Raw genomic sequence first — 15,564 nt, 5'->3', positions numbered from 1 at the left:
ACGCGGGGCGGGTCTTGGGCTCTCGGGGGGTACCGGGTGTGCGGCTCGGATGCTGGAAGCTCGTGGCCGCTTGAGGTAATGACAGCCGCAGGCAGGACGGTGACGGGATGGTGAACTAAGGTCACTCACGGTTCATTCATCACTCACTGGGGGCGGGGCGGATGGAGACGCAGGCCAGCCAGGCAGCGGTCGAGCAGGCCATGGAGGCCTTCGCGGCCGAAGTCGCCCACTGGCGAGAAGTCCGCAGCCTGTCGAAGCGCGGTCTGGCCGGGAAGATGGGCTTCGATCCGTCGTACGTCAGCCACATCGAGTCGGGTCGTCACAAGCCGACCGAGGAGTTCGCTCGCCTGGCCGACGGCATCCTCAACGCCGGCAAAGCCATCTGGCGGCGCTGGCTGGACTATGAGGCCGCCCGCACCCGCAGCCGCCCTGGGGCCACCCCGCCCGCACCGCGGCGTTCCGAGCAGCCCTATGCCTCCGGCTCCGCCCTGGTGGTGGAGCACGACGAAGCGGGCCTCCAGTACGACGGTTCGACCTACCGGTTGACGATGCGTCGGAGGCTGCGGAACACCGGCAGCGAGCCCATCACCCGGTACTTGATCCGCATCGCCGTCGACCGCTACCCCGGCGAGCCAGAGCGGTCCAACGCCCACTATCGTGAACATCCGTTGACCTGGGATGAGTTGGCACTAGCCGCCTCGTGCCAGGGTGAGGACATGCGCTGGCAGGCCAAGCACGACCGCGACGCCTTCAAGGAGGTCTGGCTCTTGTTCGAGAACGAGCACGGCCGCTTCCCGCTCTACCCGGGTGAGGCCACGTGGATCGAGTACGCCTACAGCGTCGGCGCTGACAAGTGGGGCCACTGGTTCCAGCGGGCCGTCCGCCTGCCCACGGAACACTTGGTTGTCCGGCTGGACTTTCCCGCCGCCCTCGATCCGGTGGTGTGGGGCACCGAGACCTCGATGACGGCCGAAGCCGCCCCGCTGCGCACCGCCGTCGGCCGCCGCGATGATGGTGAGCGCCGGCACTTCGCCTGGGCCACCGACGACCCGCCGCTGCACGCCCGCTACCGCCTCGAATGGCGCTTCCGCGCCGCCCCCACCCCGCAGCAGACCAAGGAGATCAGGTGACCCTGGTGCGGCCCAGCCAGCAGATGCAGTCCCTCGGTGTCATTCAGCAGGGCACCCCCATCCTCAGCCGGCCAGCCGAGCCATTCGACCTGCCGACCGATGCCGCGGCTGCTCAGGCTGTCATCGACGAGCTGTTCGGGGCCATTGACCGGATTGGCCGCGTCCATTCCTTCGCCAAGGGCATGGGCATCGCCGCCCCGCAGATCGGCATCCCGCGGGCCGCCGCCATCGTGCTGCCGCCAACTGCCGGCGCCGACCCGATCATCCTGCTCAACCCCAGGGTGACGGCTGTCTCTGACGAGACGGATGAGCAGTACGAGGGCTGCCTCAGCTTCTTCGACGTGCGCGGCATGGTGCCCCGGCCGCTGCGGATGGACGTTACTGCCACCCCCCTGGACGGCGTCGTCACCACCATGACCTACGAGTTCGGCCTGGCCCGGCTCATCGCCCACGAGATCGATCACCTGGATGGCCTGCTCTACACCGACCGCATGCGCTCCGGCGTTCACCCGATCCCCGTCGAGGAGTACCGCGGCACCGGGATGTCCTGGAAGTACTGACGGGGCTGTTCGAGTCGGTGCAGGCGTACCTGGACGATGCCCTGACCTGATCACTCGCGTGACCGCCTAGGACTTGTCCGGTCGATCATGTGACTATCGCCTGCCTTGCTCGTTGGTCCGGGCATGGGGCGGGGAGATCTCACAGATGCCGAGTGGGAACGGCTGCGGCCGTTCCTGCCGGTCAGCAACAGGCGTTGCGGTCGGTGGCGGGACCATCGGCAGGTGATCGACGGGATTCTGCACCGGGTACGGACCGGTGTGCACTGGCGTGACCTGCCCGAGCGGTTCGGGCCGTGGAAGACGGTCTACGAGCGCCATCGGCTGTGGTCGGCAGACGGGACCTGGGAGCGTCTGCTCCAGCGGGTCCAGGCGGAAGCGGACGAGGCCGACGACATCGACTGGGACATCTCGGTCGACTCCACCATCGTCCGGGCCCACCAGCACGCGGCCGGTGCCCGTACCGATCTGCCACCAGCCCTTGATTCAAAGGGGGCTGGGCCGGGGGAACACCAGGTCGAGACGCCGTGGCAGAGCCTCGTCGCCCGCCTGGCGGAGGTGGTGGCGGAGGCGAGGGCCTGGGCCGCTCGCGGGGCGGGTTCACCACCAAGGTCCACCTGAGCGCGGACGGCCGCTGCCGCCCGCTGTCCCTGGTCATCACCGCGGGACAGCGGGCGGACTGCACGCAGTTCGAACCCGTGCTGGAGAAGATCCGTGTCCCGCGGAGCGGTCCGGGCAGGCCTCGCAAGAGGCCCGACAGCCTTGCCGCCGACAAGGGCTACAGCAACGGGCCATGCCGCGACTACCTGCGCAGGCGCGGCATCCGGCACACCATCCCGGAGAAGACCGACAGCTGGGCCGTCCGCCTGCGCAAAGGCTCACGCGGCGGGCGACCGCCGGGCTTCGACGAGGAGCGGTACAGGAAACGCAACACCGTCGAACGGGCCATCAACAAGCTCAAGCACGCCAGAGCCGTCGCCACCCGATACGACAAACGCGGATACGTCTACCTCGGCACCGTCACCGCAGCAGCCCTCGTCATCTGGCTCCGCACATGATCGCCCGGACGGAACCTAGCCGTCCGCCCGCTGCCCCCGCGTCAGGACCTGCGAACCCGGACCGTCGTACGTACCGGTCTCCAGAGCCGCCAGAACCTCCGGAATCACGACCAAGGGCCGCGACTTCGGCCGCTCCCGCATCCGGTCCAGGCCGGTGAGGGCGTTGGGCAGCAGCCACAGCGGCGAGCCCGACAACCGCCAGTCCGGCTCGGTGAACACACCCTTGGTCACGGCGTCCGACACAAGCTTGCTCTTCGTCGAGTCCTCGCCCGTCAGCTCCAGGATCTCCCGGATGCCGACGATCGGCGGCAGGTCCTTCGCCCGGACCGCAAGCGCCGCCTTCACACTCCGACCCGGCGCCTGCTCAGCGACCAGGCCCTCCACGAACGCCATGTCCGGCGTCCGCGGACGCTCGGCGCTCTCCCCGAACTCGACCGCAGCACCGATCGGCCAGTACGCCCGTCCCGATACGATCACCGCCTCCTGGTAGTCCAAAAGGCCTCGCTGGATCCACTGCGCCGTGTTGCGCGCCGGCACCCCGTAGACCGCGGCGAACTCCTGCGACCCGACCAGCACCAGGGGGGCCGTACTTCTTCCCGCCATACTCTCTCCTCGCTCCGTGAGTATTGAGATTACTCGCCGGAGTCGGAAACACCATGTGCCGGATCCGCTGCTACAGTGGGTGATCCAAGAGGTCAGGCCCCCCATCCCTAGGGATGGGGGGCCTGGTCGTTTCCCGGACCCGCGCGAACTTGCAACCCCTTTCGGCACGCCCCTCGGGGCGGGTTACTCGTGGGCGGCGCGGGCCCGGGTACGGCTCACGACGACGGCAGTACGGCCCTGCCGCCCGGATACAGCGGGGGACGGGCGTAGCCGAGCAGCCAGCCCCACGCCGGCGACACGTGCACCTCGGCGAAGCGGAACACCGCGTAGTAGACGAAACTCGCCACCGGCGCGACGACACCGGCCAGGGCGGCCGGGTCGAGGTCGAGGCCGTACCGGGCGGCGAGGGCAACCAGCCAGCCGACCAGCGCGGGGACGGCGGTGCGCAGCAGGGAGAGGTAGAGGTTCACGGAAATCCTCGGACAGGCGGGGGTGGGGGCGGGGGCGGGGGCAGAGTTCAGGACCACAGGCGGCGCCAGGTCTCCGGGCCCGGCAGGCCATCGGCGTCCGATCCGCCCCAGGCCTGGGCGCGCTGGAAGCTGGCCACGTTCTGCCGGTCGGCTTCGCCCCACGACTGGGACGGCCCGACCTTGTACGCCCCGCCGAAGCCTCGGCGCACCAGTTGCTGGCCGAGGGCGAGGATGCTGCTGTTCGAGCGGCCCGGCCCGAAGGCGTCCCGGCCCGGGTACGCCGGCGGCCCGGACGGCTGCGGCTGCGGGGCAGGACGGCTGCCCAGGCGGGAAGCGACCCGGGCCCGGAACTCGCCCATGTCGATACCGCGCGGGTCCGGCTTGGCTGTCTGCCACTCCTTGTGGCCGATGACGGACCGCTCGGTCCAGCCGTGCGCGCGGCACACCGCGGCAGCGGCACGCACCATCGCCTCAACCTGGGCGTCCGGCCAATCCTCCGCTCCGGTACCGGTGTTGACGCATTCGAAGCCGTAGAACCTGCTGTTGCCGTCGGTGTTGGCCTGGTCGGGGGAGGGCAGGTTCCGCTCGGCGATGACCGCGGCGAGCACGTCGCCGTCGCCCGCCCCGGCATGGTTGGTCCGGCCGTAGCCGACGAGGTGCACACCGCCGTCGCGGGCGATCACGCCGTGGCACAGCGGGCCGGGAAGTCCGGCGTAGCCATCGTGGCAGATCTGCACGGAGGCGTCGGTGCCGGTCGTCGCGGTGTGGTGGATAACGATGCCGTGAACGGGGCCCCACGCCCCCTTGCTGTTGCGGTTGTGGTTGCGCCAGCCGCCGATCTCGTTCACGGAGATCCCCTCGTTTCGGAGGGCGTTGAGGAAGGCGTCGGCGGACAGAGGTGTTGCCATGGTTGGTTCGCGTTTCTCCCCCGCGCACCAATTTGATGGGTCGTGCTCGGCGGCCTGCCCGGGCTCACGGCCTGGGGAAGGCCGCAGTTCTACGGGTGGCCGCCCTTCGACAGCATCCACAGCTGCACCGCCGCGACGACCAGCGGAGCCACGAACGCGCCGATCAGCCAGCGCCTCGCGGCCGCCGCCGAATCCTCGGCTGCCGCCCGGGCCCTGACCTCGGCTGCGAGGTCGCGTTCGAGGACACCGAGCCGCTGCTCGGTCAGGCGCTGATCGGACAGGTAGACGTCCTTGGTCACGGCCTGCTCGATCCGGCCGGCCAGGACCTGGAGGTCAGCGCGTAGGTTCTCGCGGAGCCCGGCGATGCCGTCACGCTGGTCCTCGCGGATCTGGAGGATGGCGCGCTGGAGCTCCCACAGCGTGGGCTCTGCGGTCGGCGGGACACTCACTGAAACTCCGAAAGGGCGTTCCCCGCGCCGAAGACCATCCTACGAGGAAGGACCGCCGTCCCCAACCGGCCCTGTTGAGGCGGAATCATTCAGGCAGAACGGGTCAATATACATTTCGTCATTGCAGTAGCGGACATAAGCCAGCCGTACGCCAGTTCGCGCCAATAGCTTCGCATCGCCACCATGGCTAGCTGTGCACTGACAACCATTGCCTTGGCGTCACTCCGGCGCGTCGCGACGTGAAAGGTAATGACATGGCAAGAGAGCAACTCCAGAGGCTGGTTGTTCGCACGCTCTTATTGGTCCTCCTCTCCCTCTCCATCACGCCTCCCGCCTGGGCCCAACCCGACAACGGCGGTCCGGGCGTGACGGCACCCCGCGGAGTGCCGTGGAAGGCGGCCCCTGCACCTGCACCGTTGTCGATGGAGGAGAAGCGGGCGCAGGCGTCGAAGCTGGACAGGCCAGCGCCAGCGGGAGATGCGCCTGTTCCTGCAGTGAAGCGGATGGCGGGTCCCGGTACCCCGGGCTTTCGGAGCCTGACCGAGGCCGAGTTGCGGTCGCTGAGCCCTGGTGGAACGGACCGGCCGCTGGTGAAGTCCGCCCCGCAGGCTCCGCCGGCGGCTGCGGCCGACTGGCCGACGGGCCACCCCTACATAGCCAATCTCCACTACTACACGGACAACTACCAGAGTGGGAACACCGGGCTTTCCTGGTGTGCGACATGGGACTTCAACCCGAACACGCCGGCGGAGCTTCGGGCCGACAGTCGGGCCAACGTTTACCTCGTGTTCTACCGGGCTTCCGACAATGCCCTGGTGGGCGCCGACCAGTGGCGCGAGTACGAGTCCAACAGCTGGTGTTCGTGGGTCTCGAACATCCAGCGGAACGTCAACTACTACGTGGCCGTCCAGTACTACTTCGCGGACGGCAGCACCGACAGGCTCGTCTCCGAAGCGGCGGCACCCGCACCGATCCTGGGTGTCCCGGCCAACGTGTCGTTGGCCTGCCCCGGCTCGCCCGCCAGCACGGGCATCGTGCTGAACCTGGTGAAGTACTGCGGCGACCCGGTCAACACCTCGACGGGCGCGTTCGGCGAGGCCATCACCGACGCCACCGTGCCGGCCCCGGGCCAGTCGTTCGATCTGACCCGCAGCTACTCCTCCTCCTCACAGGCCACCGGAGTGCTCGGCCGGGGCTGGGCCTTCCCGTACTCGGCGTCGCTCGTCGTCGGCCAGTCCGTGGTGAGCTTCCGTGCCGAGGACGGCTCGCAGACCGACTACGCGGTCCAGGCCGACGGTTCCCTCAACCCCACCCGGCCGTACGTCCACTCGAAGCTGCAGAAGACCGCAGACGGCTACCAGTTGACGACGCCCGAGCAGCGCCAACTGCTCTTCGACGCCGGCGGGCGGCTCACCGCCATGCGCGACGCCGCCGGCATCGGACTGTCCATGGCCTACACCGACAGCAGGCTGACAGGGATCACGGACGCCGCCGGCCACACCGTCACCCTCGGCTACACGGGTACCCTCCTCACCACGGTCACCCTGCCCGGTGAGCGCACCGTCGCCTACCAGTACACCGGTGACCGTCTCACCGGCGTCACGGACCTGCGGGGAAAGACCACCACCTACGGCTACGACGCCACCAGCGGCCTACTGACCACCGTCACCGACCCGCTCGGCCACGTCGTCACCACCAACACCTACGACGGCAACGGCCGCGTCGCCCAACAGGTCGACGCACTGGGCGGCACGACGACCTTCGGCTACGACGACGCACAGAGCACCACCTACGTCACGCACCCGGACGGCGGGATCTGGACCCTGGCCTACAACGGCGGCGTGGTCAGCTGGCAGTCCGACCCCTACGGGAAGACCACCCGCTACACCTACGACACGTCGTTCAACCGCACATCGGTCACCGACCCCAACGGCAACACCTGGACGTTCACCCACGACGCCAACGGCAACGTCCTCACCGGCACCGCCCCGGCCCCCGTCTCCGTCACCGAGACCTGGACCTACGACGGCAACAACAACGTCGCCACCCACAAGGACGGCCGGAACAACACCACCACCTACACGTACAACACCGCCAACCAACTCCTCGATACAACCAACGCCCTCCGCGGGATGACCAACTGGACCTACACACCGCTCGGTGCCCTCGCCACCGTCACCACCCCGCGCGGCGCAACCACCACCTACGGCTACGACACCGCCGCCAACCGGACCTCGGTCACCACATCGATGTGGGAGAAGACGACGTTCGGCTACGACACGGCCGGCCGCGTCACCTCCAAGACCGACCCCCGCGGCAACACCCCCGGCGCCACCGCCGCCACTTACACCACCACCTACACCTACGACCCGGGCGGCCTCCTCACCTCCATGACCGAACCGGTCGTCGGCACCACCACCTACACCTACGACGACGCGGGCAACCTGACCACTGTCAAAGACCCTCTCGGCGCCACCACCGTCTACGGCTACGACCCGGCCGGAAACCGTACTCGTGTCACCGACGCCGGCGGCAGCACCACCACCAGCGCCTACGACCCGGCCGGCAACCTGACCTCCGTCAAGGACGCGCTCGGCAACGAGACCACCTTCGCCTACGACAAGAACAACCGGCACGTCAAAACCGTCACCGCACGGGGCAACACCTCTCCGGAGCATCCGTTCGAACGCTTCTACACCTGGATCTACAGCTACGACGCCAACGGCAATCCCACCGGGATGAGCAACCAGGCCGGCGGCGGCTCCAGCACGACCTACGACGCCGTGAACCGCCCGCTCACCGTCACCACCCAGAGCGGCTACACGACCTCGATGACCTACAACGCCACCGGTCAGGTCATCACCACCACCGATCCCAACAACGCGACCAGCACGATCGACTACGACGCCCTCGGGCGCCCCACCAGCCGCACCGACGCACGTGGAAAAACCACACGGAACAGCTATGACGCCGACAGCAACCTGACCGACCGCACGACACCCGAAGGCAACCGGACCACCTGGGGCTACGACCTCGACCAGCGGCCGACCAGCATCGTCGACCCCCGCGGCAATGTCAGCGGAGCCTACGTAAGCGACTACACCACCACGTTCACCTACGACCCGGCCGGGAACCCGACCACGGTCAAGGACCCGCTCGGCAACACCCTCACCACCGGCTACGACCCGCTCGGGCGCCCGACCTCCGTCACCGACCCGCTCGGCCGCGTCACCACCACCGCGTACGACGCTGCGGGCAGGGTCACCTCCGTCACCGACCCGACCGGAGCGGTCACCACCAACACCTGGAACACAGCCGGCGAGCGCACCAAACGCACCGACGCCAACGGCCGAACCACCACCTACACCTACGACCAGCTCCACCGCGTCAGCAGCGTCACCGACCCCCTCAGCCGCACCACCCGTACCTGGTACGACGAGGAAGGCCGCCGCGCGAAGACGATCGACGCGCGGGGCGTCACGACCGAATCGACCTACGACCCTCGCGGCCTGCCGATGCGGACCACCTTCTCCGACGGCACACCGACGGTCGAGACCGCCTACGACGTGGAGAACCGGCTGGTCTCCGTCAGCAGCGGAACCGACGTGCGCCGCCTCGCATACGACCCGGCAGGCCACCTGACCTCCGTGACCAAGGGGGACGAGACCACCGGATTCGCCTACGCCTACGACACGGCCGGCAACATCACCGGCCGCACGTACCCCGACGGCCGCACGACCACCTACACGTACGACGGCGACGGCCGCAGGACCGCGCAGACCACCGGCACCGCCACCACCACGTACACCTACGACCCCGCCGGACGCCTGGCCACCACCGCACTGCCCGCGAGCAACGGCCACACCGAGACCCGCACCTACGACGCTCCGGGCCGCCTCAAGAGCATCACCAACGCGAAGGGCGCCACAACGCTCTCCTCCTGGCAGCTCACCCGCGACGCCGCCGGCCAACCCACCAAGATCGACACCAACCGCGTGGGGATGACCCCGGGCGCCCAGAACTACACCTACGACAAAGCCGGCCGCCTCCTCTCCGGCTGCCCCCTGTCCACCACCGCGACCGGCTGCACCGCCGGCGCCCTGACCTACACCTACGACAAGGTCGGCAACCGCCTGACCCAGACCGACCCCACCGGCACCACCACCAACACCTACGACGCCGCCGACCAGCTCACCAAGACCACCGCCCCGGCGGCCACCACCACCTACGGCTACGACGCCAACGGCAACAACACCACCGTCACCACCCCCGCCGGCACCAAGAACCTCACCGCCGGAACCCCCATCGCCTCCGGCGCCACCATCACCTCCAACACGGTGCGCCTGGCCATGCAGAGCGACGGCAACCTCGTCCTCTCCTCCATCGCCACCAACCAGCCCCTGTGGACCTCCAACACCGCAGGACACCCCGGCGCCACCGCCACCCTCCAGTCCGACGGCAACCTCGTCGTCCAGGACACCAACCACGCCACACTCTGGACCAGCAACACCGGTGCCAACCCCGGCGCCCGCGCCTCGCTCCAGGACGACGGCGACCTCGCCGTCTACACCAGCACCGGCAAGCGGATCTGGACCACCGACACCGCCAAGTCCATCTACGACACCGGCACCCTCACCTACACCTACGACGCAGCCGGACGCCTCACCACCGCCACCGGCAAGAGCACCCAGACCTTCACCTACGACCCCTTCGGCAACCGCACCACGACCACCGGCGCTGGCACCCCGGGCCGAAACCTCACCTGGGACATCAACAACCCCCTGCCGCAGATCGCGACCGAGACCGACGCCACTGGTCAGCTGATCGGCGACCACACCTACGACCCCCTCGGCCTCCCCCAGAGCCAGCACACGACAGCCGGCGCCTTCTACGCACACCACGACTGGCTCGGCTCCGTCACCGACCTCACCAGCGCCAACGGAACCCCGCAGAGCCGCACCGCCTACGACCCCTACGGACGCGCCACCACCACCACCCTCACCACCGGCGCCCCCAGCTCGCCCTTCGGCTTCACCGGCCAGTACAACGACCCCTCCCTCCCCGGCAAGCAGCACCTGCGCGCCCGCGAGTACGACCCCTCCCTCGGCCGCTTCACCGCCCAGGACCCCCTCACCACCCCCGCTGGCGCACCGTCCGTCTCCTCCTACACCTACGCCGCCGGCGCACCCACGCTCTACACCGACCCCAGCGGCATGTCCCCCGAGGACAGCGACGACGAGATCACCCCCGGAAACATCGCCAAATGGCTCGGCCAAGGCGCCAAGGCTCCGTTCGAAGTAGTTGGCGACTTGTTCAACGCCGTTACCGGACGCAACGGCGGCGTCGGCGCTTTCGTTGACAAGTACTTCCCCGTCCGCCCCGCCTACGCGATGTACGTCGCCGCAGCCAAACTCCGAGAGTTCGGCTGCAACAAGGTCGCGGACGAGGTCGAGAAAGACGCCGACAATCTCGCCGCCCAGGTCGCCATCGGAGCCCTCGATGTCTGGGCGCGGCGTACCATAGCGAAGAAGAACGGCCCGGACGTCCAAAACCTCGGCAAGGTCACCGAGATTGTCGAGCACAACCTCTGGTCGCTCTCCTCGCGAGACAAGGGACTCGCCTTCGAGGACAAGATGGGATTTGACAACCTCCCGGCAGGATCGAGGACCTGGGATCATTTTGAACCCGACAGCGGCATCGCCATCAGTCTGAAGTCGATGGACACCAGCCTGAAGAGCATCAACAATCCCGGGGTATTTTTGACGCGCCTGAAAGGGGTTGTCGACGAAGCCGCACGATACGAGCGCGATGATCGCCCGTCGTACAACGGAGGTGTCAACCAGGATCAAATCAAGCATCGCGTCGTCTATGTCATCACCAATGCGAACGTTCCACTGACCGAAATTCAAATCGAGCAGATGACCAGGGCGGTCGAATACGCGCAAACCAAGGGTGTGGTGCTAGTATTCGGCGCATCCAGGGGATGATGCAAGGGGGAAAAGTGAGCTACGACTTTCATATCACGCGTGCGGAGAACTGGCCGGAGAGCGAACAGTTTCCCATTGAAAGAAGAGAATGGGAGATGATGGCAGATGCCCACCCTGAATTGTTCCAGGAAGGCTATTTCGTCTCGAGTGGTATCGGGCGCCAGCCGGTCTACACTATTTCGGGAGAAGTCATCTCGTTCTCCTGGGGGGTCGGAAGGATTGATATCTCCGGAGTGTTCACCGACAAGGTGATGGGAATCGCCGAGAGCCTCGCTTCACAATTGAAGGCCGCAGTCGTCGGCGACGACGAATAACGCCTTGGCGTGGCGCCCGCTTCGCGCGGGCGCCACGCCAGATCTCTCTTCGATCTAATCAGTGCTGTCCCACTCGATAGCTCCAAACGATAGCCAGCCGCCGATCGGGCCCGTGGCATTCCATATTTCCAGATCGCCGTTGGGCTGTACGTAGAGGTTGGCACCGACGTTCTCCGGGGTTGCGACAGGGAAGATCTCGCCGATCTTCGGGCGGAGGTTGGGATCGTCGATAGTGCCGATCACGTTGTCGGTCACATCTGCCGGAACCGACATGATGCCGCGCAGGGCAACCATCCCGTCGGGCCGCTTCTTCACCGTGACGGACTGCCAGCCGCCAAGCTGTGAGCAGCCGCGCTTGAGAGTGATCGGTGTCCACGCGGCGCCGTTCTTCACGAGGCCGCTGCCGACGTCGATATTGCCGCCTTGGAGCCGGAGGCCCGTGCCGGTCTGGAGCAGCACCTCGCCGAGCAGCGCCCTGACGGTGAGACCGGCGCTGCTCAGGTACAGCGCGGCGACCTGGTCGGCGAGCTGGACGAACCAGCCGTCCGGGTCCAGGTGGGTGAGGGCGGTCTTGTATCCGCCGGTGCTGCGTCGCACGCTCAGCTCGATCGACGCGGCTTTGTTCTTGTCTCCGGCGTTCCCGACGATGACGGCTTCACCAGCCATCCCGTACTCGCCGGCCACGCTCAGGGAGTAGCTGCCGCGGGCCGGGTAGGCGCTGCCGGGGCTGCCGGAGCTGAGCCACAGCCTCGGGGTCTGGGTGCCGTCCGTGGTGAGCTGGGGGCCGGTCAGGCGGGTCATGGGGACGGAGCCGTCGGGGGTGGTGCGGACCTCTGCGGTGAGCCGGGCGGGCTGCTTCTCCACGTCGGCGCCGGAGTACAGGAGAGCGGACGGTGCCGGGCTGCTGTCGACGGGGTCGGTCGGGGCGAGCATGACGCGGCGGCCGGTCTGCCCGGTCTGGAGGATGCCGCCGGTGATGGTGACGCCCTTGATGGTCTTGCCGTCGATGGCGTCGGCGGCCAGCAGTGTGGTGGTGATCGCGCCGACCGCGATCTTGTCTGCGGTGATGCTGTTCACGGCGAGCTTGTCGGCCGTGATGGCCAGGGCCTTGATCTCGCGGCCGGTGATCGCGCCGGCGGCGATGGTTCCGGCGGCCACCGCGTCAGCAGCGATCTTCCCGGCGGTGACCGCGTTCGCGGCGATCTTGGCGGCAGTGACCGAGTTGGCGGCGATCTGCCCGGCGGTGACGGCGCCGGCGGCGAGGCTCGCCGTGTTGACGGCCCCAGCGGCGAGTTCGGCGGCGGTGATCGCTCCGGTGGTGATCTCGCGTGCGGTGATGGCGTCGGCGGCAATGGTGCCCGGCGTGACCGCGTCGTTGGCGAGCTTCCCGGCGGTGACGGCGGCCTGGCCAAGCTTGGTGGCGGTCACCGCGGCGTCGGCGATGGCTGCCGCGTCGATCGCGCCAACCGCGACCTTGGCGGCGGTCACGGCGTCGTCGGCGAGCTGGAGCTCCCCGACGATGCCGGCCAGAACCTCCTGGGCGACGACCGGGGCAGGTCCGGCGACCGCGGTCGGCGACGGCTTGGATGCCTTCCCCGATGTCGAGCGCGTCACCAGGATGACCCAGACGGGGGTGCTGGTCGGCACGGTGGCGGTGCCGCCCTGCGGGGTCTCGATGGTGGTGACGAGGGTGGCGGGCGACGGGGTGAACGAGGCGGCGGTCGCGGCGTGGACCTCGACGCGGGAGAAGTCGAGGGGGCTCGGCGCACCGTCGGCGAACTTGCCGTTCCAGCCGACACGGACGCCACCGAGGGTCGGTGTCGCGGTCGGTGCGGCGGGCGCGGGCGGGGTGGGGCCGTTGACGATGTTGAGGGCGGTGGTGCCGTCGGGCTGCTGGCCGATGACGGCGCGCAGCCGGCCGTTCGAGGTGACCTTGAGTGCGCCGTCGTCGACGCTGGAGTGGGCTAGGACTTGTCCGGTCGATCATGTGACTATCGCCTGCCTTGCTCGTTGGTCCGGGCATGGGGCGGGGAGATCTCACAGATGCCGAGTGGGAACGGCTGCGGCCGTTCCTGCCGGTCAGCAACAGGCGTTGCGGTCGGTGGCGGGACCATCGGCAGGTGATCGACGGGATTCTGCACCGGGTACGGACCGATGTGCACTGGCGTGACCTGCCCGAGCGGTTCGGGCCGTGGAAGACGGTCTACGAGCGCCATCGGCTGTGGTCGGCAGACGGGACCTGGGAGCGTCTGCTCCAGCGGGTCCAGGCGGAAGCGGACGAGGCCGGCGACATCGACTGGGACATCTCGGTCGACTCCACCATCGTCCGGGCCCACCAGCACGCGGCCGGTGCCCGTACCGATCTGCCACCAGCCCTTGATTCAAAGGGGCTGGGCCGGGGGAACACCAGGTCGAGACGCCGTGGCAGAGCCTCGTCGCCCGCCTGGCGGAGGTGGTGGCGGAGGCGAGGGCCTGGGCCGCTCGCGGGGCGGGTTCACCACCAAGGTCCACCTGAGCGCGGACGGCCGCTGCCGCCCGCTGTCCCTGGTCATCACCGCGGGACAGCGGGCGGACTGCACGCAGTTCGAACCCGTGCTGGAGAAGATCCGTGTCCCGCGGAGCGGTCCGGGCAGGCCTCGCAAGAGGCCCGACAGCCTTGCCGCCGACAAGGGCTACAGCAACGGGCCATGCCGCGACTACCTGCGCAGGCGCGGCATCCGGCACACCATCCCGGAGAAGACCGACAGCTGGGCCGTCCGCCTGCGCAAAGGCTCACGCGGCGGGCGACCGCCGGGCTTCGACGAGGAGCGGTACAGGAAACGCAACACCGTCGAACGGGCCATCAACAAGCTCAAGCACGCCAGAGCCGTCGCCACCCGATACGACAAACGCGGATACGTCTACCTCGGCACCGTCACCGCAGCAGCCCTCGTCATCTGGCTCCGCACATGATCGCCCGGACGGAACCTAGCCACTGTCGGTGGCGGTCGCTATCGTCCATCTGGCCGAGCGCGAGGAGGAACGCCGTGGCAAAGGTTCGCCCCAGCCGTCGCATCGAACGGGCGGGTGTCAACGCCGTCCGCACGCTGCTTGAAGATCACGAGCACATCGTGCAAGAGATCGATGGCGGTAACGACCACGGTGAAGATCTCTTCATCAACGTGACGCGAGCCGGCCGCCGGACGGGCCACTACTTCGCCGTGCAGGTGAAGAGCGGCAAGAAGTACAAGCGCGCCCACGGCTACGCCATCCCCATCGAAGAGCACTTTGAGGACTGGCGGCAGAGCCGGATTCCGGTGATGGGCTTCGTCTACGACCCGGATACGGACGCGATCTTCTGGGTCAACCTCACCAAGGAGCTACGGGCCGCCTCCGAGCCACCGTCCTGGGTCCAGATCCCGCTGAGCTCGCAGCTGTCCCACGACACGATCCGCGGCTTCATCGCCGAAGTCGAGGCGTATGTCGACAACGCCGGTATGCGGGTGCGCAGCTCAACTCAGGAGGAGGGCTTCGCCGGTGCGGCTCGTGCCCGCCGAGGCCTGGACCCGGCAACGGCGCCGAACCCCATGTACGAGGGACTTGGGGACATTGCGCTGCGACACGAGCAGAAGATCGACACCGTGATGCGCGACATCAGGCGAGCACTTCCGCTAATGGTTCTCGCCATGATCATGGTCTGGGAGTGGCCACGCCAGATTAAGTTCGTCGAGATGAACTCCCACATGAGTCCCATACTCTGGGTCGTCAATGTCTACATGTTCATCGCGTACGCGGCGCTGACCATCTACTTCGAGTTCCGTGCTGGCCGCTTCCCAAAGCAACTCGGCCAATGGTTGTCCCTGTTCGCCACCAACTTTCTATGGGTCCCAGCCTTCGATCCGGGCGATGGCCACGGCTGGTGGGGCACCACGTGGATCGTGCTCGGCGTCTTTGCCCCGTCTATCGGTCACAAGGCCCTCTTAGTCTTCTTCATCGGCTACGCGAAGGAACGCAAGAGGCGAGCGCAGGAGTTGGCTGGGCATCAAGGCGCAGGATGAACCGGGCAGCTCGTACCGACCACCCAACGTAAGCTCTCGCCTGGCCGCAGC

At 68.0% G+C, this 15,564-nt stretch carries 12 protein-coding genes; 7 read left to right on the top strand and 5 right to left on the bottom strand.

Annotation, left to right across the window (positions count from 1 at the left end):
* Nucleotides 1-161: 161 nt before the first annotated feature.
* The 3 genes from ACW14Y_RS39605 to ACW14Y_RS39595 all read left to right on the top strand — a co-directional run bounded on the left by ACW14Y_RS39605 (nucleotide 162) and on the right by ACW14Y_RS39595 (nucleotide 2,745).
* Nucleotides 162-1,130: a helix-turn-helix domain-containing protein gene (locus ACW14Y_RS39605; RefSeq protein WP_380438359.1), complete on the top strand. Its 969-nt coding sequence runs from the start codon at nucleotides 162-164 to the stop codon at nucleotides 1,128-1,130.
* Nucleotides 1,127-1,690, top strand: coding sequence for a peptide deformylase (locus ACW14Y_RS39600; protein WP_380438361.1), 564 nt, complete (start codon nucleotides 1,127-1,129; stop codon nucleotides 1,688-1,690). Before ACW14Y_RS39605 ends, ACW14Y_RS39600 begins: the two co-directional genes overlap by 4 nt.
* A 123-nt stretch (nucleotides 1,691-1,813) precedes the next feature.
* A protein-coding gene (locus tag ACW14Y_RS39595; protein ID WP_456985238.1) for an IS5 family transposase occupies nucleotides 1,814-2,745 on the top strand; the annotation gives its coding sequence in 2 pieces (ribosomal slippage) (nucleotides 1,814-2,254 and nucleotides 2,257-2,745; 930 coding nt in all).
* Between the two features lie 15 nt (nucleotides 2,746-2,760).
* Here the strand turns inward: ACW14Y_RS39595 and ACW14Y_RS39590 are convergent.
* The 4 genes from ACW14Y_RS39590 to ACW14Y_RS39575 all read right to left on the bottom strand — a co-directional run bounded on the left by ACW14Y_RS39590 (nucleotide 2,761) and on the right by ACW14Y_RS39575 (nucleotide 5,175).
* Entirely contained in the window at nucleotides 2,761-3,348 is a 588-nt protein-coding gene (locus ACW14Y_RS39590) for a hypothetical protein (protein WP_456985237.1), read from the bottom strand.
* A gap of 215 nt (nucleotides 3,349-3,563) precedes the next feature.
* Nucleotides 3,564-3,818, bottom strand: coding sequence for a hypothetical protein (locus ACW14Y_RS39585; RefSeq protein WP_456985236.1), 255 nt, complete (start codon nucleotides 3,816-3,818; stop codon nucleotides 3,564-3,566).
* A gap of 47 nt (nucleotides 3,819-3,865) precedes the next feature.
* The gene (locus ACW14Y_RS39580; protein ID WP_456985235.1) at nucleotides 3,866-4,726 is read right to left on the bottom strand and encodes a peptidoglycan-binding protein; all 861 of its coding nucleotides are present in this window, start codon (nucleotides 4,724-4,726) and stop codon (nucleotides 3,866-3,868) included.
* Between the two features lie 89 nt (nucleotides 4,727-4,815).
* On the bottom strand, nucleotides 4,816-5,175 hold the full coding sequence (locus ACW14Y_RS39575; protein WP_456985234.1) for a hypothetical protein: 360 nt from the start codon (nucleotides 5,173-5,175) through the stop codon (nucleotides 4,816-4,818).
* A gap of 815 nt (nucleotides 5,176-5,990) precedes the next feature.
* On the opposite strand from ACW14Y_RS39575, the gene ACW14Y_RS39570 reads away from it, so the two are divergent.
* Both ACW14Y_RS39570 and ACW14Y_RS39565 read left to right on the top strand, forming a co-directional pair.
* Nucleotides 5,991-11,162 carry a DUF6531 domain-containing protein gene (locus ACW14Y_RS39570; protein ID WP_456985233.1) on the top strand — a complete coding sequence of 1,724 codons (5,172 nt, stop codon included), beginning with the start codon at nucleotides 5,991-5,993 and terminating at the stop codon, nucleotides 11,160-11,162.
* 14 nt (nucleotides 11,163-11,176) lie between these two features.
* On the top strand, nucleotides 11,177-11,476 hold the full coding sequence (locus ACW14Y_RS39565) for a hypothetical protein (RefSeq protein ID WP_456985232.1): 300 nt from the start codon (nucleotides 11,177-11,179) through the stop codon (nucleotides 11,474-11,476).
* 54 nt (nucleotides 11,477-11,530) lie between these two features.
* Here ACW14Y_RS39565 and ACW14Y_RS39560 read toward each other — a convergent pair whose 3' ends face one another.
* Nucleotides 11,531-13,123 carry a hypothetical protein gene (locus ACW14Y_RS39560; protein ID WP_456985231.1) on the bottom strand — a complete coding sequence of 531 codons (1,593 nt, stop codon included), beginning with the start codon at nucleotides 13,121-13,123 and terminating at the stop codon, nucleotides 11,531-11,533.
* A gap of 374 nt (nucleotides 13,124-13,497) precedes the next feature.
* Between ACW14Y_RS39560 and ACW14Y_RS39555 the strand changes: the two genes are divergently transcribed.
* Both ACW14Y_RS39555 and ACW14Y_RS39550 read left to right on the top strand, forming a co-directional pair.
* Nucleotides 13,498-14,428, top strand: a protein-coding gene (locus tag ACW14Y_RS39555; protein ID WP_456985230.1) for an IS5 family transposase whose coding sequence is annotated in 2 segments (ribosomal slippage) — nucleotides 13,498-13,890 and nucleotides 13,892-14,428 — 930 coding nt in all. Because the reading frame shifts where the segments join, the coding sequence is not laid out codon by codon here.
* 74 nt (nucleotides 14,429-14,502) lie between these two features.
* Nucleotides 14,503-15,513, top strand: a complete 1,011-nt coding sequence (locus ACW14Y_RS39550; protein WP_456985229.1) for a DUF4365 domain-containing protein — start codon at nucleotides 14,503-14,505, stop codon at nucleotides 15,511-15,513.
* Nucleotides 15,514-15,564: the final 51 nt, after the last annotated feature.

Source organism: Kitasatospora sp. cg17-2 (assembly GCF_054031055.1).
The sequence above is the reverse complement of the archived record's forward strand: the minus strand, read 5'-3'. Positions and strand labels throughout refer to the sequence as shown.

Bases quoted from the DNA above. Each gene is read 5' to 3' on its own strand.
- ACW14Y_RS39605 (WP_380438359.1), top strand. From the start codon at position 162: ATGGAGACGCAGGCCAGCCAGGCAGCGGTCGAGCAGGCCATGGAGGCC.
- ACW14Y_RS39580 (WP_456985235.1), bottom strand. From the start codon at position 4,726: ATGGCAACACCTCTGTCCGCCGACGCCTTCCTCAACGCCCTCCGAAAC.
- ACW14Y_RS39590 (WP_456985237.1), bottom strand. From the start codon at position 3,348: ATGGCGGGAAGAAGTACGGCCCCCCTGGTGCTGGTCGGGTCGCAGGAG.